The organism is Paenibacillus sp. LjRoot56, from assembly GCF_964253335.1.
GTDB classification, from domain to species: domain Bacteria; phylum Bacillota; class Bacilli; order Paenibacillales; family NBRC-103111; genus Paenibacillus_E; species Paenibacillus_E allorhizoplanae.
In genome coordinates this window covers 1180425-1204105 of sequence record NZ_CAXURV020000004.1, presented here as the reverse complement: position 1 = coordinate 1204105, position 23681 = coordinate 1180425, and the positions used below count along the sequence as shown (strand labels likewise).

Genomic DNA, 23681 nt, shown 5'->3' with positions numbered 1-23681 from the left:
TTCCCTTATGATGACGATATCAGCAAGGATACAGCGGTAGTAAGCGCATTCATTGCTGCTAGCTTTAAAGACCAACGAAAAGGGATGGTGCATGTAACTTGATACCAAAGAGAAAAGTAAAAAGCGGCGCACTGGCCGTCACCATGGTAACTGCTCTATTAACTGGCTGTACAGGTCAACAAAATCCTACTGCAACCTCAAGTGCAGCTCCAAATCCGAGCGCATCTGCCAGCGCAACGGCACAAACCAAATTGCCTGAACCGGCAACACTCCGTATGCTGACTGATCTATCACCAGCATGGCCGGTCAAGAAAGATTGGGCAGTCTGGAAATGGATCAAGGAACGGACCAATATTACCATTAATCAAGAAACGCAAACCGGTCCGGAGTCGCTCGCTCTCGCAATCGCTTCTGGCGATATGCCAGATCTGATGTCGGTCTTTCCGCCAGACGCTCAGAAGTATGGTCCACAAGGTGCGTTTCTCGATCTCTCCAAGCATTTGGATAAAATGCCGAACTTGAAAGCTTTCTTGGCTTCCCGTCCGGAAGTCACCCAGCGAATTACCTCGCCCGGAGGCGAAATGTATCACGTGCTCAACGACGGGATGGGGGCAGGGAATCAGCTCGTGTATTTTTATCGCGACGATATTTTTAAGAAAAATAACCTGCAAGAGCCTAAAACGTGGGATGAACTTTACGAGACGGCTAAAAAGTTGAAAGCACAGTACCCTGATAGCTACCCATTCGTCTTCCGGCATGGCATTAATACGTTAAAATATTTCGGACCTTCGTTTGGCGTTTATCCGGGATTCTTTGAAGATAAAGCAACCGGGAAAATCAAGTACGGGGCAACCGATCCTGGATTCAAAAAAATGGTGGAATACTTGAATAAGTTTTACAAAGAAGGGTTAACGCCACCGGATTGGCTTTCCATGGACTATAAGGCGTGGACGCAGTTCATTGCCACGAACAAATCGTTTATGACGCTTCAGTTTATTGGTCAAATCGAGATTATGAACGATCAGCTTCAGAACGGGGCTCATCTCAAATTTATGGCGCCTCCGGTCGGGTACGGTAGCAAAGGCTACATTCCGAAAGCGGATCTTGAAGAATATGGCTTTGCCGTATCCTCCAAGACGAAGAACCTAGACGCTGCGCTGCGATATCTTGATTTTATTTACTCGAAGGAAGGGAAGGACCTGCTGAGCTGGGGGAAAGAAGGGGAATCCTTCACTGTTGAGAACGGAAAGCGTAAGTTTCTGCCGCAATTCAAAACGCCTAATGACCTACGCAAAGAACTGGGTCTTATGACCACAGGAGCGTATGGCGTCGTTGATTTTGAGTCGTCGAAGTCGCTCAGCAATGAAAATGAACGGTTTTCTTTTGATGAGGCTGCCAAATATCATTTCCCAGTGATCAATGCATTGCCTCCACTTACTAGCGAAGAGAAGAGCTCGATTTCGGTGATCGAGGACCAACTGAATAAATACTACGAATCTTCCGTAGCCAAATTTATTATGGGCGAAACGCCGATAACCGAGTGGGATAAATTCATTGCTGAGCTCAATAAAATAGGTGCGCAAAAGCTCATTGACACGTATCAAACTGGTCTTGACCGATTGAAAAAGAACACAAAATAGCGTTGAGTTGACGTTTTAACATCTATTGCTGTAAAAATGCGAAGGCTGAACGTCAGTTAGCTTGACTTCAGCCTTCTCGCTTCAGGAAGGAGACTTGCCGTTGAAACCATCCATCTTCAGGCAAATGAGTCGAGACCGAACTTTTTTACTGCTGCTGGCTCCTGTACTTGTGTATTATATCCTGTTCAAATATGTCCCGATGTTCGGTATTGTCATTTCCTTCATGGACTACAATTTGTTTAAGGGAATCGCTGGGAGCGAGTGGGTCGGACTTAAGTATTACAAGCTGTTTCTTGAAAATCGGGATGCCTTGGTCATCATTAAAAACACAGTTCTCCTTGGGGGATATAAGCTTTTATTTGGCTTTCCCGCACCTATTATTCTCGCCCTCATGCTAAATGAACTGCGAGGATCACATTACAAGCGATTCGTTCAGTCGGTGAGCTATCTGCCTTATTTTTTATCCACTGTCGTTGTATCCAGTATTATTGTGATGCTGTTGTCTCCAAGTTCTGGTTGGGTTAGTCACTTGCTGCAAGGGTTCGGTATCCCACCGATCAGTTTTTTGCAGGAATCCGAATGGTTTCGTACCATCTATGTGACCTCGGAAATTTGGCAACAAGTGGGATGGGGTTCTATTATTTTTCTGGCGGCTATCACGACGATTGATCCTCAACAGTATGAAGCGGCGAGAATGGATGGAGCGGGCAGATTCAAGCAAATTTGGCATGTGACGCTGCCTGGCATGGCGACGACGATCGTCATCATATTCATTTTACAAATCGGGCAAGTGCTCGAAATCGGTTTTGAAAAGGTGTTTCTGTTATCCAATGCAGCTACGTATGATACATCAGACATTATCTCCACATACGTCTATCGGATTGGTATTTTGCAAGGAGGCTTCAGCTATGGGACGGCCATTGATTTATTTATGGGTATCATTGGATTCATACTTGTCTACGCAAGCAATAAACTCAGCCGCAGATTCGGAGAAACTAGCCTATGGTAAGGGAGTGACGTTGTATGCTCAAGCGTAGAAGTTTTTTTGATATGGCCAACATCTTGCTGCTGGGAATTTTTGCTTGCACCATGCTGTTTCCCTTCCTTCACATGGCAGCAGTTTCTATAAGCTCCGCGGATAACGTGACGACGAATCAAATAAGCCTGTGGCCCAAAGGCATCAACTTTGACGCCTACACCGCCGTTCTTCGAGATGAGCGCATCCTTATTGGATACAAAAATACGCTCATTTATGTCGTGCTGGGAACCACACTTTCGCTGATCTTCACGACGATGGGAGCCTATTCCTTATCGAGAAGGAACCTCGTTTTTGGCAAAACATTCATGCTAATGATTGTATTTACCATGTTGTTCTCTGGCGGCTTGATTCCCACGTATCTCGTTGTCCGCAATTATGGGCTGCTGGATACCATATGGGCGATGGTGCTGCCCGGACTTGTGTCCTCATGGTACTTAATCATTATGCGAACGTTCTTTCAAGGCATTCCAAAGGAACTCGAGGAGTCAGGAAAAATTGACGGGCTATCGGATCTTGGCATCCTGATTAACGTCGTTCTGCCTCTTTCTAAGCCGGTTATCATGACGATCTCGTTATTCTATGCGGTACAAATTTGGAGCAATTTCTTCTACGCGCTGATCTTCATTCGAGATGCGGATCTGTTCCCACTGCAGGTGACCATTCGGAATATTGTACTCGTCGGTCAAATGACGGATACAACCGTAAGCTCGGCAATCGGCAATAAGCAAGTCGTGCTGGAGTCACTCAAATATGCTGTCATTTTAGTGGGTACACTACCGATTCTGCTCGTCTATCCGTTTATTCAAAAGCATTTTGTCAAAGGCGCCATGATGGGGTCAGTCAAAGGGTAAGGGGGAAGGAAGAGGATGCGAATCCCGTATTGGAAGAGTCAATTATCGGAGATTGAATCTTGTGTACACAGTGTGAAGCGGGGAACCACGAGTGTGCTTACGGAATCGGCGGGTGGAAGAAGCATTTATACCGTCGCCTATGGTGAGAAAGATAGTTTTGAGCGAAAAGCGAACTACAATTCAGCCTGCGGAGCGGGCAATCCGAAGCATTACGCGGATAAAACCAAGGGAAACAAGCCTGTGTTATTGCTGATCGGAGGCGTTCACGGAGGGGAGCTAGAGGGAATAGTGGCTGTTATGAACCTCATTCACCTCCTTGAAACCGGAACGGATTTCCGGGGGAAACGACATGATTACATTTTGGAAAATGCGCCTAAATTCCGGTTGCTTCTTATTCCGTGCATGAATCCAGATGGCCGAGCCCGCTTGCCGATCGATTCGCTCATCGAAGTGCCATTTGAGCAGTCTGTGTATTACATGCAAGGAACGTGGAAAGACGGTTCGCTCTGTGGGTGGCCGGACTGCAAGGCTGTGCATCCGATTAAAGAGGCATCGGATTTTCTCGGTTCTTATTTTAACGATGATGGTGTGAATCTGATGCATGATAATTTCTTTGTCCCGATGGCGCAGGAAACCCGTGCGCTGCTAGAGCTCGCGGATGGGGAAGCGCCGGATCTGACCGTGCAGCTGCATGGGGGCGCGAATAACGCCAATCACTTTGTGGAGATTCACTATTTGCCCTATGTGGTCATGCAAAAGCAACAAGCGTTTAATCAGCAGCTAGGTGTTGCTTATGCCAAACAGGGGTTGCCTTTTGTAGAACGAAATCAATTAGTGGTCGGCGAGGGGGCTGTCGCTCATCCTTCGTTCAATCTGACCTCTGCCATCCATCATGTCTGCGGAGGCATGAGTATGACCTTTGAATCGAACATGGGGCTTGCAGCCCCGGGAGTGAGACTAACACCGGATGAGATTCTAGACAGTCACTTCGTCTTGTTTGAGGAAATGCTTCGGTTTCAACAATTCGTCTAGTGGAAAAACCCACCGCTTTTCTATTGCGGTGGGTTTTCGACATCTAGCAATGAAGAATTAATGCTCAAAAGCAGTAATTCACGAAGGATACACAATGATCGTATGGTACATGGTTTTGATATCTGCGGTATTCCGGTACGTATGGGGTTGATCAGCAGAGAAATGAATAGCATCTCCCACCGTCATTTGGAAAGTTTCTTGGTGAAACGTCACTTCAAGGCTGCCCTGCATCATAAGGATGTATTCCTCAACGCCTTCATTATGAGGCTCCGACGCGTGGCTGCAGCCGGGATCCATCTCGACCGTATATATTTCGAATTGCTTCTTCTGGTCAAAAGGAATGAGCGGGAACGCTCGATAGTGGCCGTCTTCTTCCATCAAGGGTTCTGTGTCGGAGAAGCGAAAATGCGTTACCTTCGGCTCCTCATCTTCAATCAACGATGTAAAAGAAATATGAAGGCCATTCACGATCTTCCAAAGGATCGAGATGGTCGGATTCGAATCTCCGCGTTCGATTTGTCCCAACATTGCTTTACTCACGCCGGTTAGCTCTGCCACCTGATCTAAGCTCAACGACCTCGCTTTACGAATCGCTTGCAGGCTTTTGCCGATTTTTTTATGAATCTGTTCGTGCTCTTGTTCCACTAATGATTCCTCCTGCCTACCTAACGAAAACGGTCGATTTTCTATTCCTCATTATAAACCAACCCTACCAATTGGCAAACGACTCCTAGAAAATTTTTAAATCGTAGGTAAATACCTATATACAATATAACGCACATGTGTATAATATGATGTATAAGTCTTATATAGCGCACAAAAATATACTATAATGCACTTTTGTGATCAGGAGGAATATACGATGGGAACGATGATGGGGTTGGTCAAAACGCATCGAGCACCGGGAGCCGTTTTGAAGGAGTTGCCGATTCCACGCTATGGGCCGGATGAAGTGTTGGTTCGGGTAAAAGCGACTTCAATCTGCGGTACGGATGTGCACATTTATAAATGGGACTCTTGGGCCGAAAGCGCAGTCGTTACGCCGAATGTATTTGGTCATGAATTTGCTGGTATCGTCGTGGAAGTGGGCAACGATGTGAAGCACGTGAAGCCCGGGGATCACATCTCAGCTGAAGGGCACATGGTTTGCGGCGTATGCAAAGCTTGCCGTACGGGCAACGCTCACGTCTGTCCGAACACGCGCAGTTTCGGGATTACAACGCCTGGTTGCTTTGCAGAGTATGCGGTCGTGAAGGGGTCTAACGTGATCCATAACGGCGCGGACATGCCGTACGAGATCGGCTGCTTGCAAGATCCGTTAGGCAATGCGGTGCAAACGGTGCTTTCCGGGGATATCGTTGGCAAGTCGGTTGCCATCATCGGCGTTGGGCCGATCGGTCTGATGGCTGTCGCCGTTGCGAAGGCTAGCGGGGCAGGTTTGGTCATCGCAGCCGACGTGAATCCATACCGATTGGAGTTGGCTAGGCAGATGGGAGCCGACATCATGATTAACAGCACCAAAACTCCGCTTGCAGACGCGATAATGGCTGCTACTGGTGGAGAAGGTGCTGAGGTCGTGCTGGAAATGTCTGGCCATGCGGATGCCATTCGCGCCGGATTCGAAGCTGCGGCTCCGGCTGCTCGATTATCCTTACTAGGAATTCCGACCAAAGAGGTTTCACTGGATTTATCCAAGCATATTATCTTCAAAGGGCTACGGATAGAAGGGATAACTGGCCGACGCATGTACCAAACTTGGTATCAGCTGAAGGGGCTAATTGAGCAGAAACGCATTGACTTGCGCCCCCTTATTACACATACATTTACACTGGACCGTTATGAAGAGGCGTTTGAGCTGATGGCTTCCGGGCTATGTGGCAAAGTGATATTCACACATGACAGCATGCCGCTGCGGCAGAAGGAGGAAATCGAATATGGCCAATTGGAGCTCACTTGAGCATGAACTGGAACAATTGAAGAAGGAGGGACGTTATCGTCCAATTTCTGTGTGGGAGTCCGGCTCTGACACCTGGATGAACATCGGTGGTCGTCGCGTACTGCAGATGTCTTCAAATAACTACTTGGGGCTGACGAATCATCCTGATTTGAAAAAGGCAGCCATCCAAGCAATTGAACAATATGGTGTTGGCAGCGGCTCCGTACGAACGATAACCGGCACGCTGGACATTCATGATCAGTTGGAGCAAGAGCTGGCGGCATTCAAAGGAACGGAAGCCGCTTTGGTGTTCCAATCAGGCTTCACAACGAACCAAGGTGTGATGACGATTCTGGGTGCTGATGACGTTGTCATCAGCGATGAGTTGAACCATGCCAGCATTATCGATGGCATCCGGTTGACAAAAGCGCAGCGCCGCATCTATGCGCATAAGGATATGGACCAGCTCGAGGCGGTGCTTCGCGAGTGCGGGGCGTTTGCGAAACGCGTCGTGGTAACCGACGGCGTGTTCAGCATGGACGGTGATATCGCACCGCTCCCTGCCATTGTTGAGTTGGCGGAGAAATACGACGCCATCGTGTTTGTTGACGACGCACATGCGAGCGGCGTGTTGGGACGCAATGGCAAAGGGTCCACGGACCACTTTGGCTTGAACGGACGCGTACACATCCAAGTAGGCACGTTGTCGAAAGCGGTTGGAGCGGTTGGTGGTTATGTGGCTGGAGACCAGGTGCTGAAGAATTTCCTGATTCAGAAGGCACGGCCATTTCTGTTCAGCACCTCTGCGCCGCCTTCGGTGGCCGCAACCTGCTTGGCTGCAATTCGCGTGCTAAAGCAAAGCGAATCGTTGATTGGCAGGTTATGGTCGAACGCGACCTACTTCCGCACGAAGGTGCAGGCGCTTGGTTTCGATACGGGGGCTAGCGAAACGCCAATCGTACCCGTCATCGTCGGCGAGCCGGCCAAGGCGATGTTGTTCTCAGATTTGCTGCTGCAGCAAGGCGTGTTCGCACAAGGCATTGTCTTCCCGACGGTCGCGATGGATAAAGGCCGCATTCGGTTTATTGTTACGGCAAAGCATACGTTAGAAGATCTAGATTTTGCTATTAATGCATTGGATATAGCTGGAAAGAAGCTTGGGCTTTTGGCATAGCTGATGGTGCATGAAAACCTCCTTATCGCTTGATGCGATTTGTTTGAGTCGCTGGACCGGCCATGAACAGAGAGACCATCATGATTGCGATCAAACTGCGTTGAACGAAATGAATAAATGGGTGCAAAAGTGGGGAAAGCCACAGCAAGTAAACGGTAAAACCAGCATTTCTTCTTAACAAGCGCTTTTTGGGATAGGCGGTTGAGTAGAGTCGAATAGGATGATATACAAACCGGGACTCCGTTTGGAGTGCTGGTTTGTTGTTTTTGTCGGAATAACGACGAAGGAATTGGATGAGATCGGAGGAAGATGTCTACCTAGAGTCAATCTACAGTTTTTTAACCTGTTATCATTTTTATGGCTTTGAATAAAAGTGGTTGAATTCTAGCAACGTGAACATATCTATTCCGCTCCCATCCCTTTAGGATGAAACTAGTCATCACAGAATCAACTAAATTCGTAAAGGGGAGTTATAGTTGAAAAAAATACGTTCTAAATGGCTTGCGATTTCAATTTTATCTTCATTGCTCGTTGCTTATGTACCTAAGGGAGGGGACGTGTATGCGGCTTATACACCAGCGTCTATTAGCGATAACTTTGACAGTTTAGCTAGTGGGGATACCCCAGGTGGTAGTCCAGCGACTTTGGCCGACTATACAGTTACCGTGGGTGGTACGGGTGCTGTAATGGGACCGAATTTGAATGCATTCATTTCCAATGTGCAGCATGTGAGCGGTACAAACAGTTTATCGATGGTAGATGCGGTGAGTAATCAATATTTGCGGGCCAAAAAAAGATTTACGTCTAATCCTTCTACAACGACCAAAGTCATTGCAGAAGCAAGTTTATATGCTACGTCTTCGGCTTCTTCCGCCACGATTGAGATGAACCTTTTGGATAACGCCGGCAATCAAATCATAAGAAATGTATTGAGCAGCTCAGCATTAAAATATGGCAACCCACAGATCACGGCACCTGGTGTGACACTTCCGACGAACAGCTGGTATAAGTTGCGATTGGAAGCCGATGCTGCGGATAAAGCTTATGATATCTATGTGAATGGGGCCTTGGTTGTATCTCATGCTGCATTTAGCAATGCGGCGGCGATAGACACGATACAATTTTCAACGGGCTCCTCGAATGTAGCAACCTATTATATCGATGATGTGACTGCACGAGAAGCGCTGGGTACATCACCGACATTAACAGCCGATAGCGAGCTTAATATGATACAGACCCCGATTGATCTGCCGTTTACTGCCAATACGGAGTGGCAGAGCAACATTACTGGCATCACGGTGGATGGCACACGGCTTAGTGAGGTGTCATATACCATTTCCGATGGCAATATTCGTCTTCAACCGCAAGTGTTTCCAACGGCCAAAACGTATACAATCAGCGTTGAAGCTAATGGCTATTTCAATGCGCGTGTAAATCAGATGGTCGTTGATCAAGCGCCTCATGCTGCTCCTGACTTAACGCCTGACACGGTAGGCAATAGTACGGGCAGTTCAGTGGATATTGGTTTTCCAGATGATCCTGCTTGGCGGTCATCGATTATAGGCGTAACCGTGGATGGAGCAACTGTACCCGGTGCAACATATTCCGTAACACCTGGTAATCTTCACCTTGATGCAAGCCTCTTTGGCACCGCCAAAGGTTACGGCATTCAGATTAACGCAACAGGGTATAATCCGGCAATGATCACACAGCAGATTACTGCTCCGGCAGGCATGGTTGCCCCGGCTATTGCGAATCTCGGGTCCGGGACGTATACGGATCATGTTGAGGTGGTATTGCAATCGGCCACCCCAGGTGCCATTATTTCTTATCGAATTGGTAGTTCCGACTATCAGCCGTACACGGGAGCTATCACATTTACTAGCAATCAAACCATCACGACGAAAGCCAGTCTCAATGGGACGGATAGCGAAGTAACGCAGTATACGTATGTCATCAAGCCTTCTGCTATTTCCGCAAATCAGCCTTCCAAGCAGTATCCATCCAATATTCAAGTTGCCTTAAGTTCACAGACAGCAGGGGCACTTATTTATTACAAGATCGATGGGGTTGATGCAGATTTTAGCCTCTACTCAGAACCGATAACGGTAAAAGGCAGCACACAGATTGTAGCCAAAGCGGTGAAAAACGGGGAAGAGAGTGACGAGTCGAGCTTCTATTACTCCATCATTTCGGACAGCAGGCCAGCCATTACGAATTCAGAAACATTCAATGGATGGACTAACAAAGTACTTGATACGACACATGTGAAAGAAGGCGCGAGTTCAGCCAAATGGAACAATCCTGCCGTAGCTGTCAACGTCAACGATATCACAGCAGACTGGAGTCAATACGACCAACTCGAGGTTTGGGTATACTCGGGGAAAGCAACGGGAAACAACATTTATATGATCATTGATACGGATAACAACACTGTATCGGGTTACGATTATTTTATTGCTCCCTATCGTGTGGATTGGGTGGGGTGGAAGAAAGTCGCGATTCCACTTGCCAAGTTTACCAAATCTACAGCGCGGACAACGTTAGCAGAGTATCGCAGACTTATTATTCATCCTAGGTGGTATGCGAACGATCCGCCTCTGGATACCTCGTTAGATTTATATTTTGACGACATGGTGTTAACGAAAAAGGTCGTCGACGTGTCCACGGACAATATCATTCGCTATGCGAAGCCTGGAGTTGATTTGGACTACACGTTTACAATCACGAATAAATCGAAGACGCCAACCACCTATCAGCTGGCATTGAATCCGGGCTTTAGCACGTTCGATAGCTCATACACGGTGACATACCCAAGTAGGACGGAGGAAGTCGCTCCAGGGGGCGAGCTTCAAGTTGATGTCCATGTGAAAGTGCCTAACACGGCGACTGCTACTGATGTTAGATATGGAACTTTGGAAGTCACATCGGACGCGGATGGCAGTGAAACTTCCGTGAAATTGCAATCGACTGTTGTAGATTGGGCGTCTTCAGTTCAAGCGCACCCGAATACGATGGTGACGAAAGATCAACTTGCACAAGCGAAAGAGAAAGTAAGCAAGTACCAATGGGCCAAGGATTACTTGGCAGCTGTCAAGACGAAAGCGGACACTTGGCTGAATACGACGTTCTATTACCCTGACCGTCCAGGGGGTCATTCGATTTGGTATTACAGCGGTGATACACCATTAACCTATAACTATAACGAACCTCATAACCATACTTGTCCTGATGATGGCAAAGTTTACAGCGGTGGAGATTTCGATTTTGCATGGCGATCTACTACGCACCGCAAAAATATCGATGCTGCCAAAGCGCTTGCTGTAGCCTACTCGTTAACGGAAGATGTGAAGTATGCGGAAAAGACAAAAGAAGTATTGATGGCGTATGCCAAATATTATCCTAGCTATCCGCTTCAATCGAGGAACGGCAGGCTATATTGGCAATCGCTGGATGAAGCGGTTCAAATCATTAAACTTGCGCAAGCATACGATCTGACAATAAATAGCGGATTGTTCACCAACGAAGAACAATTTGATATTGAGATGAATTTGTTCAAGCAATCCGCCGAAACGTTGAAGCAAGTCGATAATGGTACTTCCAACTTCCAGACGTGGCATAACGCTGCAATTGGCATTATCGGCGTACTGCTTGGCGATGATTCGCTCATGGATGTTTCCATTAAAGGGAAGAGTGGCTTCCTATATCAAATGCAAAATAGTGTGCTATCCGACGGGTTCTGGTTGGAAGGTGCGATAGGCTACCACTTCTACGTTCAAGGAGCTTTATTTATGCAGGCAGAAGCGCTAAGCCACGCGCTCTCGCCTGTGCATCCGGAGAGAGATATGTACGCACATCCGAATTTCAAAAAAATGTTTGAAGTTCCGCTCCAATATGTATACCCCGATTTAGGCGTCAGTAACAACAATGACTCCGGCGGATATCCTTCGTCACTCGTTGGCAGTAAGCTGCGCACACCTCCTGTTGAGTACGAAGGGGTGTATGCGCATTATAAAAACAATGATCAGGGATATGCGTTTTTACCGGAATACGAATCTTTGTTGAGTATGATTTATAACGATAATCACCAAATTCGGGGTGGAAAACTGAACCCAGAAGACGGTAACATCGATGCTTATATCGGGGAGCAGGCTGTATTCTATGGACCCGATGTAATTCCAGTAGCACCAGCGTTGAAGCTCGGAAGCCAAAACTTCGATGGGATCGGGCACACCGTATTGAGAGCCGGCACAGGTGAAGATGAGATGTTTGCCCTCATCGACTATGGTCTTCACGGCGAATCACACGGTCATTTCGACAAGTTAAACCTGGATTTTTTCGGAAAAGGGACACGGCTTGCTCCAGATTTCGGAAGCACCGCGACCTACGGCATCTCCTTATATAATCAGTATTATAAAAAGACATTCAGCCATAATACGGTGCTTGTAGATGGTATGGATCAATCCATTTACAAAGTAAATAATGAGGAGAGCTTTGAACCTACGACGCTGTTTTTAGACTCTGACCGTTTTGCCATCAGTACCAATACAGCAAATCATGTCTATGACGGTGTAAACCAATATGAACGAACCGTTGCATTAACGAATGATTATGCGATTGATTTCTTCAACGTAAGCTCTGCGGCTGATCACCACTATGATTGGGTTCTGCACGGGCTAGGAAATTTTCAAACCGATATGACATTGGATCCTGTAGCTCCAAGTACTATCGGGACCACGAATGGCTATCAATATTTGCGGAACACAAGGCATGGTCAACAGGATGGTATGTGGAGCGGGACGTGGAAGAATGAGCAGGATATTGGGTTGAGAATTATCGGGCTAAACAATGCTTCTTCTGATGTGGTCGTAGGTGAATTGCCCGGTCCTGCGACCCAGATCGATACTTATTACGATACCGTCATTAATCGCGTCAATGGGAAGAATGCTTCGTTCGTATCCATCCTGGAGCCTGTTAATGGCAGCAGCAAGATCGCAGGTATAAACCGTTTGGATGATGCAAGCTTCATGGTAGACTTGAATGATGGTACAAGTAATTATATGTACCATAATTCGAATACGAATGCTGGAAAAATAAATTTTCTATACGCTGAAGGGAAAAATATTGATCCTGCGCTAGTTAGTTCAGTCAATACTTCTATTAACAATGATGTCTTAACCATTGAATATCCGTTAACAGGCAATATGCAGAGCGTTACTTCGATCATATATGCTCCTAACGTTACATCGGTTAAGCTCAATGAAGTTGAAGTTCCGTTTACTAGTAACAACGGTTACTTGATGGTGCAACTGCAAGCGGAGTTACCGATTATGGATCAAACAAAACCGGAGACGGTCAGTATCGTCTCGCCTTCCGTACCGGACGGATTGAAGGGCTGGTATGTGCATCCCGCGACGATTCAGTTGACTGCAACAGACGATATTTCCGGAGTGTTTCAGACAGCATACAGTTTTGACGGTGGATCAACGTGGAAGCCTTACACAGGTCCAATAACGATTACACAAGACGGGCGGTACATGCTGAGTTATCGCTCAACTGACAACGCGGGGAATCAAGAGCTGTTTAAGAGCAACAGTGTTAATCTAGATTCGACGGGTCCTGAGATTAGTGTTACTTCGCCGGTCATAGGAAGCAGCTTTCTAGATTCCGGTGATTTTACACCGCAGTTTACAACGGTGGATGGTCTATCCGGTGTTGACAGCAGTAAGACAATCATTCAACTGAATGGCAAGCCGCTTAAGCAAGTAGTAGGTACTCCTCTTTATACACTGCCACTCGGCCTCAATAAAATAGAAGTAATGGCTTACGATGAGGCGGAAAATGCACAAAAAGTAACTGTTATGTTCTCCACTTACACAAATCTTGAATCTTTAGTAGCGTTGGTCACGCGCTTTGAAGATATGAAATGGATTGATCATGCAGGTAGTGCAAGGGATCTCCAAAGTGAACTAAATCAAGGGGATTTAGGGGAGTTCATGGATGAGGTGAAATCCCAAAGCGGTAAACATATAGCCAAGGAAGCGGTAACCTATTTACTGCGGGACTCGCAAAATATACTGGATTCATTAACGACTTTGGTCAATCAGCTTAAAAACAACAGATCGATTGATAGTGATGTGGCGAAAGATTTACTGAAAGCACTTAAAGAAGGCGACTTAAAAGACTTTGCGAAAAAGGTTCAAAAGGAATCAAAACGTATATCATCTGAAGCGGCAGTATTGTTGCTTAAAGACCTGCAGTCCCTATTAAAGGGTAAAAAAGACGACGATCCTAATAACCACCAAGGAAATGGTTACTAAGCGCAAAAAGCAAAAACCTCGCCGACTTATGGCGAGGTCTTTGCTTTTTGCGCATCCCCTTTACGAAACTCCCCAGGCGGTATGCCTGTGACCTTTTTGAACATGCGGATAAATGAATTAACGTTGTGATACCCGACGCGTTCGGAAATTTCTTGGATTTTCAATTGGGTATGTTCAAGCATTTCTTTTGCTCTGCTCATGCGATAGCTGTTGATGTAATCACTGAAATTAATTCCGTTCTTCTCCTTGAAATAAGTAGATAAGTACGCACCTGTAATATTCAGCTTCTCTGCCAGCAGCTCGAGCGAAATGTCCTCACCGTAATGCGACTCCACATATTCTGTAACAAAGTCTGTGATGTAATCGGCTTGGGATTTCTTACGTTTGTTCCGCTCGGAGGCCGATGTAAGAAGCTTCTCGAACAAATTGTGAAATTGTTCCACTTTATAGCATTCACTGAGTTGTTCGGAAATTGGTTGTTCGCCGAGCAGTTGGTCTGTTTCGATTCCCGAAGACTGAAGGAGCTTCGTTACACGAGCTGCGATGTCCCTTGCAAATTCGGAAAATTGCAAGGCGGTTGCTCTTTTCTTGTGCATTTGGTTCAGTACACGGCTTACGATGGAGATGACAGCAGTGCTGTTACCTGCGGATAGATTAGCAGTAAATTCTTGTTCTTCGGCGACACTGAGCGCGAAACTGCTAGGTGCTGGTTCATCCTCACTTACAATGAGGGTCTCATCAGCAAGTCTTCGCTGCTTCGCAAGCTCTATGACTTGTTCATAAGCCACAGCTAAATCTACCGATTCATGCTGCAGGGGACTTGTTGCAATTGTGATTAGGCAGTATGCCAAGTCAAGGTCGAAAACCTGTTTCAAGCTTTGCAAGCTTGCGTCCAGATCAAACAATCTGCCAGACTCAATAAAGAGGAGTGAGAGGATCTGATCTTTTTCAATTTGAAAAGTTAGCGATTCTTGCAGAGACCTTGTGAAATGATAATGGATATATTCACGAATATAATACATTGCCTTATTCATTTCCATGTCTGACTGTTCATGAAATGCTTGTTTCATTTGCATCTGGAAAAGGACTAATTGGTAAGGCCTGTCGCTGTTCATCGGAACCTTTACATTTTGACCGCCGCCATGAATCATCTTAAGTTTGTTCATGTACATATAGTGTTGAAGAACCGAGTTTTTACTCGTCAAATCGTCGTGAATGTCTCGGTTCATTCGTTGTAAATCGTACAACTTATCGCTGATCAGATCGAATTCCTTAATCTGACTGCGTGGAGATGACGGACCGTTTAAATTCCTGATGGATTCAATGATTCTCGCGATTGGATGATTTAATTTAATTGTAAAGAAAATGGAAGCTGCAATTCCAATCACAACGGAAATACCAAGCAGCGCAATCAATATCCAGTTAAGCTTCACAATTTGTGAGGCGATTCGTTCTAGTGGAATCGTATGAATATAGGTGTAGCCTGTTTCCGACCCTTTCTGATAAAAGACGTAACTTTGATCGATTTGCCGGAAGCCTTGTTGTCCCGTCATGTAGTCAAGCGGCAGATCAGACTTCGTGACATCCCCTGTTGAAGAAAACAGAGGTTGTCGATCTTCATCTAATATAAGGAAGCGGCTGCTACCAGGAGGCTGAAGCGCCTCGTACATTTTACTGCTGTCGAGCAAAACAATGATGGCAAAATTTTGATTAGAAATGTTTTTAATCAGAATGGGCATGAAATTGCCTTTTAACGTAGGCTTCTCAGGGCCTTTTTCAATAAAATGGGCGTTCGGGTATATTTTGAAGCTGGCTTGCTTCTGTAGTTGTTCCGTCCAAAATGGAAGGCTGTAGGACTCATTATAATAAAATTTAGAGAACATGACATCTGCCGTACTCGTGCCTTCCTTTTCAATGACATAGGAGCTGTCTTTGAAGAAATAGATAATGTTGTGCAGATATAAAAATGGGGTTGCCAAGGTAGATTGTAACTCTTTTCGAATTTGCGCCATCATTTCATAGTTCAATTGCGGTGACGTGTTTTTCATGATTTCAGTTTTCTCGTTGAAATAGAGATTGAAGCCTAGGTTTTTGATTAGAACGAGTTGTTTCTCGTAATTATTAACAGCCGTGTTCAAATTCAAACGGTTATTGTTAATAATTTCATTCTGGATATTCGTACGAAAGAACGTATAGGAGAGAAAGTTGAACGAGACTAATAGTAAGATAATGATGGCAAAGCTTGTCAGCAATTTGAAAAATAACGAATTGCTTTTACTTTTCCATAAGTGCGTAAATTGTGGCAATTCAGGCTCCCCTCACTTTTTCTATTAGTTGTAGAGACATAAATTATAACATCTGAATTCGTGATTGCATATAAAATGGACGGTCTCAAAAGGCTAAATGAATATGCACTTTTATAGCAGGTTAACACTATTATTGATTTAAATAAAAGTGCTGACATATTAAATTAGTGCCCATATCTTTTCTTGTCAGATAGAGTTAACATGAAGCAATGAAAATAACAATGATTTGCAAATGATGGGTTGCTTTGGTGATAGCAATGGGGGATGGACATGGATCATATTTACTGTGTAAATTGTGAAAAGCTTATTCCAATACTACATGCATCTTCAGTTTTCAAAACAGGGTTTTATAGGAGAAAGACACATCTAGGGCTATGCAAGGATTGCTACTCCAAATTTTTTTGCAGATCCTAACATTTAAGCGCTTTTCCCGAGGTCTGCCTCAGAGCAAAATGAAAGACGGGCTGCTTCGGCAGTCCTTTTTGACATTCATTCAGTCAAAATTAAGCAATAGTCCGAATCAAATGCATAATCGGACTAATGGCGAAGAGGGGTTAGGACGGCATTAAGTTAATTTGGTGTAACTGGAACATTTTCCATTTTATTGTATAATTTTCAGCTAATCTACAAACAATTGAATACAATTGTCATGTTGTTTGATCAAGAGGAGGATTTGCTGTGTTAGATTGGGTTGAAATTGTATTACGTACATTTTTATCAATTGTGGTGCTTTTCCTGATGACGAAGCTGTTGGGTAAAAGGCAAGTGACCCAGCTTTCCTTCTTCGAATACATAACCGGGATTTCCATTGGTAATCTCGCGGCGTATATCTCGTTGGACACGGATACGAAATGGTATCTAGGATTGGTCGCTATTGGGGTATGGGTGACTTGTACGTTAGGCATTGAATTTCTGCAGCTAAAAAGTAAAAAAAGCCGAGATTTCATTGATAGCAAAGGGACAATCCTCATTAGAGATGGCAAAATCATGGAAGATAATTTAAAGAAAGAACGCCTAACCTCTGATGAACTTATGGAGCAACTGCGCAAAAGATCGGTATTTAAAGTGGCCGATGTGGAATTTGCCATTATGGAACCAAGTGGAGAAATTAATGTCCTCTTAACGCGCGAGAATCAACCGCTGACACCCAAACATTTAGGCATAAAGGTTGCGCCTGAGAAGGAGCCGCAGGCCGTGATCATGGATGGTGTAATCATGGATGAACCATTGGCTACCCTAGGTTTTAGCCGGGCATGGTTGAATACGGAGTTAGTTAAAATAGGTGTCACGGTCGAAAATGTATTTCTAGGTCAAGTGGATTCTTACGGCCAATTGTTTGTGGACTTGTATGATGATAAGATCACCGTACCTGTGCCACAGGAAAAAGCAGCGCTATTTGCAACGTTAAAAAAATGCGAAGGCGATTTAATGTTGTATGGATTGTCCACCAATAATAAAAAGGCAAAAGAAATGTACGAGCAATGCTCGAAGCAAATGGAGGACATCATTGCACAATTGAAGCCGATACTTAAGCATTGATGCGCAATTCGACAAAACAGGCGGCAACAACTAGGCTTTCAGCCATCTTGACAGTTCGCGAACTAGCGTGTGAAAATTAGATTAGGTAAGATTAGGCAAAAACATAATAAAAGATAAAGTGGTGATCGCGATGAAGGATCGGCTGGAGCTTGATACCGGACAATCGCATACAACCCTCTTTTTTAAAAAAGGGACCGTATGGAAGCTAACAACTTCCGTACGGTCCCTTTCTTTTGGTAAAGCGAGAAAGGAAAGGAGTCTATGTTGACATGGCGATGGTATACAAACAGCAGGAAAGCAGCCTAGAAGCGACCCCAGTGTTATTAAACGGGGAGCAATTGATACCTGAGTTAGTCGCGGCGGTTGTTTATAATCATGTGCCTGTCGGACTGGATGAACAGGCGCTCCAGCGTGTGATTGCGTGCCGCAACATGGTGGAGGAACTGGTCGCAGCGGGCCAAGTGGTCTACGGGGTCACGACGGGGTTCGGCAAATTCAGCGACGTGACGATTTCACCGCAAGACGCTGTCCAGCTGCAGGTTAACCTGATCCGCAGCCATGCCTGCGCCGTCGGCAGACCGTTGCCGGAACCGACGGTTCGCGCTTTGATGCTGCTGCGCGCAAACGCGCTGGCCAAAGGACATTCCGGCATCCGCCCGGAAACACTGCAGCTGTTGATCGACTGCATTAACCGGGGCGTACACCCCGTCGTACCGGAACAAGGATCACTTGGTGCTAGCGGAGACTTGGCTCCGTTGTCTCATTTGGCACTGGTTCTGATGGGCGAGGGGGAAGCATATTACCAAGGTGAACGCCTATCGGGTGAGAATGCGCTCACAAATGCAGGGCTCAATGCGATTAATTTACAAGCAAAAGAGGGGCTTGCGCTTATAAACGGCACACAGATTATGACATCCATCGGTACGCTGGCACTTATCAAATCACAACGACTTGCGAAATTCGCTGATGTGATCGCATCACTGACAGTTGAATGCTTGCGCGGTATTCCGGATGCTTTTGCGGAAGAGGTGCATCAGGTACGCCCTTATCCAGAACAGATCGGCGTAGCGAAGAACTTGTGCAATCTGCTGAAGGGCAGCAAGTTGACCACACGCCAAGGAGAGCTTCGCGTACAGGACGCTTACTCACTACGCTGTCTGCCCCAAGTGCATGGTGCGACACGCCAAGTTCTTGCCTATGTTCAGGATAAGATTGTGATAGAAATGAACGCAGCGACGGACAATCCGTTGTTATTCGTGGAAAAAGGTCTTGTCATTTCCGGCGGTAATTTCCATGGGCAACCGATCGCATTTGCTATGGATTTTCTGAAAATCGGCATGAGCGAGCTCGCTAACATTTCGGAACGTCGCACCGAAAGGCTGGTTAATCCAGCGCTATCCGGGGGACTGCCGGCTTTTTTAAGCCATAACCCAGGGGTGTGTTCCGGCATGATGATCATGCAATATGTTAGTGCATCTATTGTTTCGGAAAACAAAGTGCTGGCGCACCCATCAAGCGTAGACTCGATACCCTCTTCGGCGAATCAAGAGGACCATGTGTCTATGGGAACAACAGCAGCGCGCAATGCCGCGCAAGTCATCGACAACGTGTCCAAGGTGTTGGCGATTGAGTTGATATGTGCAGCCGAAGCTGCCGAATTTGTAGGTGCCGAGGGACTTGCTCCGGCGACTAGGGTTCTCTACGACAAGCTGCGGTCGCTCGTTCCCCCCGTTGTGGAGGACCGTTCTACTTCCCGTGATATCGAAAACGTGGCGACGGCTTTGCTGGAAGACGAGTGGCTGCAAGCGGTTGAGGCTGTGACTGGCAAGTTATTTTGATATGAGAGGAGATCACTATGATGAATCCTAATCCTCAAAAACGAGTAATTCGCGCCCCTCGCGGTACTGATCTATCTTGTAAAGGCTGGGTTCAGGAAGCTGCCATGCGTATGTTGATGAATAATCTTGATCCGGAAGTCGCAGAACGGCCGGAAGATCTCGTCGTCTACGGCGGTATCGGCAAGGCGGCTCGTAACTGGCCTTCCTTCGATGCCATCGTCCGCGAATTGCAGCGCCTGGAAAGCGATGAAACACTGCTTATCCAATCCGGCAAGCCGGTCGGCGTTTTCAGAACCCATGAACGTGCACCGCGTGTGCTGCTCTCTAACTCTGTACTTGTGCCCAAATGGGCGAATTGGGAGCATTTTCGTGAGCTAGAGCAAAAGGGGCTGATGATGTACGGGCAAATGACTGCGGGCAGCTGGATTTACATCGGGACACAGGGCATTCTGCAAGGTACGTATGAAACCTTTGCCGAAGCGGCTCGCCAGCATACAGGAGGTTCGCTCAAAGGTACATTGACATTAACCGCAGGCCTTGGCGGCATGGGCGGTGCTCAACCGTTAGCCGTCACCATGAATGAGGGCGTCGTCATTGCAGTCGAAGTTGACCGAACGCGCATTGAGCGCAGAATTCAAACTCGTTACTGTGATGTGCTGGCTGAAACACTGGATGAAGCGTTGATGTTGGCAAGTAAAGCTATGGAAGAGAATAAAGCGTTAGCCATTGGTTTGCTGGGTAACGCAGCAGATATATATCCCGAATTCGTGCGTCGCGGCATCAAGCCACATTTCGTCACGGACCAAACATCGGCTCATGATCCGCTGATCGGCTATATCCCAGTTGGCTTTACGTTGGTCGAAGCAGCGCTACTTCGTGAGAAGGATCCTGAGCTATACGTAAAGCTTTCGAAGAACAGTATGGCGACCCATGTGCAAGCGATGCTTGACCTTAAGGAAATGGGCTCTGTCGTGTTCGATTATGGCAATAATATTCGTCAGGTCGCCTTCGACCAAGGGATTGCTAATGCTTTCGATTTTCCCGGCTTCGTTCCAGCTTATATCCGACCGCTTTTTTGTGAGGGTAAAGGACCTTTCCGCTGGGTAGCGCTCTCAGGCGATCCGGAGGACATTCGCAAAACAGACGAACTAGTGATGAAGTTATTTCCAGAAAATGATCGCCTGCACCGCTGGATTACGATGGCAAGTGAGCGTGTCGCGTTCCAAGGTCTCCCGGCGCGTATTTGCTGGCTCGGTTATGGGGAGCGTGAGAAATTCGGTCTGGCATTGAACGACATGGTGAGAAATGGCGAGTTGAAAGCACCGATTGTGATCGGTCGCGATCATTTAGATTGTGGCTCTGTAGCTTCGCCAAATCGTGAAACGGAAGCGATGAAAGACGGTTCTGATGCGGTAGGCGACTGGGCGATCCTGAATGCGTTGATCAACACATCAGCAGGCGCATCTTGGGTTTCAATCCATCATGGCGGTGGCGTCGGGATGGGCTACTCGCTGCACGCAGGGATGGTGATCGTAGCGGACGGGACGGATGCGGCAGATGAGCGTCTCCGAAGTGTGCTGACTTCTGACCCCGGTATGGGGGTTATCCGCCATGTGGATGCGGACTACGAAGAAGCGATTGAAACGGCGGAAAAGCACGGCATTCGCATCCCGATGCGTGAGCAGGGTCAGTGAAGGAGGGGAGCAGATGGAACGGATTGATTTGCTTATTACGGGGATTGGCCGTTTGGTTACCCCACCGGGGAATGCACCGCGCTGCGGGCAGCAAATGAAGCAACTCGAAATAATCATAGACGCAGCGTTAGCTATAAGTGAGGGGAGCATCGTCGCGTTTGGCACATCACAAGATGTTCTGGAACTTATGAGGGATCTTGAAGTCGTAGAAACCATTGACGTTGGTGGTCGTATGGTTACACCTGGGCTGGTCGATCCGCACACCCATCTCGTTCATGGCGGTTCACGTGAGCATGAGCTGGCGCTGAAGCGGTCCGGTGTCTCCTATCTGGACATTTTGGCGCAGGGTGGAGGCATACTTAATACGGTGCAAAGTACACGCGAAGCCAGCGAGCAGGAACTCTATGATAAGGCGCGTCGAAGTTTGAACGAGATGCTGTTGAATGGTGTCACGACGGTTGAGGCGAAAAGTGGCTACGGTCTCACCTTGGAAGATGAATTGAAGCAACTCCGTGTGGCAAAACGTTTGAACGATACTCACCCAGTCGAAATTGTTTCGACATTTATGGGGGCACATGCGGTCCCGCTGGCGTATAAAGGGCGCGCTGAGGAATATGTAGATCTCATCGTCGATGAGATGCTTCCGACGGTGGCGGAGGAGGGGCTTGCGGAATTTTGCGATGTTTTTTGTGAAAAGGGTGTTTTTTCCGTCGATCAGTCACGCCGCATTCTACTTGAGGGCAAGCGCAACGGTCTGATCCCGAAAATACACGCAGACGAAATAGAACCGCTTGGCGGGGCGGAACTGGCGGGCGAAATCGGTGCGATATCCGCTGAACATTTGCTCGCTGCGACCGATAAAGGCTTCGCTGCAATGGCGGAACATGGCGTGATTCCAGTGCTCTTACCGGGCACTTCGTTCAACCTAGGCCTGGCCAAACATGCGCGTGCACGAGACATGATCGACACCTATGAGCTGCCGGTGGCTCTAGCTACGGACTATAATCCAGGGTCCTGTCCGACCGAGTCGATCCAGCTCATTATGATGCTGGCATCGCTGAACCTGAAGATGACGCCGGAGGAGATTCTGACTGCGTGTACGATCAACGCGGCCAATGCGCTGGGACGTGGGGAAAGTATCGGTTCGATCGCGGTGGGAAAGCGTGCGGATTTAACCATCTTTGATGCGCCGAATCTGGCTTATTTGCCGTATCATTTCGGGATTAACCATACGTTTGGGGTTATCAAAAACGGAAACGTGATCGTATGGGACCGCACTATTGTGGCAATAGAATCAGGTAAGGAGGAGGGGGCACGATGAGCCACGAAATCCCCTTTCTCATGCCGCCTGATCAAGCTGTGTTCAGAGATCACATGGAAACCAAGGTTGCCCATTGGATTCACCAGTGGGACGGTCAAGAGCCATTGCTTGCAGGGATCATTGGCATTCCACTGTCTAAGTCGTCGATCTCGCATTCAGGCGCTTCGACGACACCGGCGGCTGTACGTGCAGCATTTAAGTCCTTTACTACATACTCGATGGAGTATGGTGTTGATCTGCAAGACTTAGCCGTTCGCGACCTCGGCGATATCCAAATGCATGTGACGGACATCGCGGAATGTCACCGCCGCATTGAGGAAAGCTTGCGCGTGTTATATAGAGAACAGCCGGGGGTGATCCCGATCATCTTTGGCGGCGATCATTCGACGAGCTGCCCGTCGATCAAAGCTTTCGTAGGCCGTCATCCTGGGAAAAAAGTGGGTATCCTTCATTTTGATGCCCATCATGATGTCCGTAATTTTGAGGACGGTGGCGTCACCAACGGTACGCCGTTCCGCGGTATCCTCGAATCGGGTGTGGTAGAGGGACAACACATCGTACAAATCGGCATTCGAGGTTTCATGAATTCGAAGCCTTATCATGACTACGTGAAGAGTAAAGGAGTACATGTCTATACATCACGTGATATACGTCGGATGGGCATGGATGCGGTGCTCGACCAGGCGCTTCATCTTGCGGGGAATGGCACGGATGTGCTGTATGTGAGTTTCGACGTGGATGTGATCGATCAGGCATTTGCACCGGGCTGCCCAGCGATCGGCACTGGCGGGATGGATCCATGGGATGCGCTGGATGCCCTCTACCGACTCGGATCACTGCCACAGGTGCAAGGACTAGACTTCGTCTGCATCGATCCGACCGTCGATGTACGCAATGTGACCTCGCGACTAGCGGTGCAGTTCATGCTAAGCTTCTTGGCAGGGGTCGCTGCCCGTTAGAAATAATATAATACGCCGCTAGTTCCGTAAAA

Annotated in this window: 15 protein-coding genes; 13 read left to right on the top strand and 2 right to left on the bottom strand. The window is 47.2% G+C overall.

Features of this window, described 5'->3' with window-relative positions; all coding sequences use genetic code 11:
- The first annotated feature begins 98 nt into the window (after positions 1 to 98).
- From ACSQ8O_RS31265 to ACSQ8O_RS31250, 4 genes are all read left to right on the top strand, one after another.
- Positions 99 to 1640 carry an extracellular solute-binding protein gene (locus ACSQ8O_RS31265; protein ID WP_436244817.1) on the top strand — a complete coding sequence of 514 codons (1542 nt, stop codon included), beginning with the start codon at positions 99 to 101 and terminating at the stop codon, positions 1638 to 1640.
- A 124-nt stretch (positions 1641 to 1764) separates the two neighbouring features.
- A complete protein-coding gene (locus tag ACSQ8O_RS31260; RefSeq protein ID WP_436244816.1) occupies positions 1765 to 2649 on the top strand; it encodes an ABC transporter permease in 885 nt (294 codons plus the stop codon).
- Positions 2650 to 2663: 14 nt separating this feature from the next.
- Positions 2664 to 3530: a carbohydrate ABC transporter permease gene (locus ACSQ8O_RS31255; protein ID WP_436244815.1), complete on the top strand. Its 867-nt coding sequence runs from the start codon at positions 2664 to 2666 to the stop codon at positions 3528 to 3530.
- Positions 3531 to 3545: 15 nt separating this feature from the next.
- The gene (locus ACSQ8O_RS31250) at positions 3546 to 4562 is read left to right on the top strand and encodes a M14 family zinc carboxypeptidase (RefSeq protein WP_436244814.1); all 1017 of its coding nucleotides are present in this window, start codon (positions 3546 to 3548) and stop codon (positions 4560 to 4562) included.
- A 78-nt stretch (positions 4563 to 4640) separates the two neighbouring features.
- On the opposite strand, the gene ACSQ8O_RS31245 is transcribed toward ACSQ8O_RS31250, so the two are convergent.
- Positions 4641 to 5207, bottom strand: a complete 567-nt coding sequence (locus ACSQ8O_RS31245) for a helix-turn-helix domain-containing protein (RefSeq protein WP_056615192.1) — start codon at positions 5205 to 5207, stop codon at positions 4641 to 4643.
- A gap of 217 nt (positions 5208 to 5424) precedes the next feature.
- Between ACSQ8O_RS31245 and tdh the strand changes: the two genes are divergently transcribed.
- The 4 genes from tdh (at position 5425) to ACSQ8O_RS31225 (ending at position 13992) form a co-directional block, all read left to right on the top strand.
- Complete coding sequence (gene tdh / locus ACSQ8O_RS31240; protein ID WP_436244813.1) at positions 5425 to 6519, top strand: L-threonine 3-dehydrogenase; 1095 nt, start codon at positions 5425 to 5427, stop codon at positions 6517 to 6519.
- Positions 6497 to 7672 carry a glycine C-acetyltransferase gene (locus tag ACSQ8O_RS31235; RefSeq protein ID WP_436244812.1) on the top strand — a complete coding sequence of 392 codons (1176 nt, stop codon included), beginning with the start codon at positions 6497 to 6499 and terminating at the stop codon, positions 7670 to 7672. Before tdh ends, ACSQ8O_RS31235 begins: the two co-directional genes overlap by 23 nt.
- Positions 7673 to 7682: 10 nt before the next feature.
- Complete coding sequence (locus ACSQ8O_RS31230) at positions 7683 to 7850, top strand: hypothetical protein (protein ID WP_436244811.1); 168 nt, start codon at positions 7683 to 7685, stop codon at positions 7848 to 7850.
- Between the two features lie 298 nt (positions 7851 to 8148).
- Positions 8149 to 13992, top strand: a complete 5844-nt coding sequence (locus ACSQ8O_RS31225) for a hemoblobin-interacting domain-containing protein (protein WP_436244810.1) — start codon at positions 8149 to 8151, stop codon at positions 13990 to 13992.
- 26 nt (positions 13993 to 14018) lie between these two features.
- Here ACSQ8O_RS31225 and ACSQ8O_RS31220 read toward each other — a convergent pair whose 3' ends face one another.
- Complete coding sequence (locus ACSQ8O_RS31220; RefSeq protein ID WP_436244809.1) at positions 14019 to 16298, bottom strand: helix-turn-helix transcriptional regulator; 2280 nt, start codon at positions 16296 to 16298, stop codon at positions 14019 to 14021.
- Positions 16299 to 16976: 678 nt separating this feature from the next.
- On the opposite strand from ACSQ8O_RS31220, the gene ACSQ8O_RS31215 reads away from it, so the two are divergent.
- The 5 genes from ACSQ8O_RS31215 to hutG all read left to right on the top strand — a co-directional run bounded on the left by ACSQ8O_RS31215 (position 16977) and on the right by hutG (position 23649).
- Positions 16977 to 17837, top strand: a complete 861-nt coding sequence (locus ACSQ8O_RS31215; RefSeq protein ID WP_436244808.1) for a DUF421 domain-containing protein — start codon at positions 16977 to 16979, stop codon at positions 17835 to 17837.
- Between the two features lie 275 nt (positions 17838 to 18112).
- The gene (gene hutH, locus ACSQ8O_RS31210; protein ID WP_436244986.1) at positions 18113 to 19675 is read left to right on the top strand and encodes a histidine ammonia-lyase; all 1563 of its coding nucleotides are present in this window, start codon (positions 18113 to 18115) and stop codon (positions 19673 to 19675) included.
- A 17-nt stretch (positions 19676 to 19692) separates the two neighbouring features.
- On the top strand, positions 19693 to 21369 hold the full coding sequence (hutU, locus tag ACSQ8O_RS31205) for a urocanate hydratase (protein WP_436244807.1): 1677 nt from the start codon (positions 19693 to 19695) through the stop codon (positions 21367 to 21369).
- A 13-nt stretch (positions 21370 to 21382) separates the two neighbouring features.
- Positions 21383 to 22690 (top strand): imidazolonepropionase, encoded by a 1308-nt coding sequence (hutI, locus tag ACSQ8O_RS31200; RefSeq protein ID WP_436244806.1) that lies wholly within the window; start codon positions 21383 to 21385, stop codon positions 22688 to 22690.
- Complete coding sequence (gene hutG / locus ACSQ8O_RS31195; protein ID WP_436244805.1) at positions 22687 to 23649, top strand: formimidoylglutamase; 963 nt, start codon at positions 22687 to 22689, stop codon at positions 23647 to 23649. Before hutI ends, hutG begins: the two co-directional genes overlap by 4 nt.
- Positions 23650 to 23681: the final 32 nt, after the last annotated feature.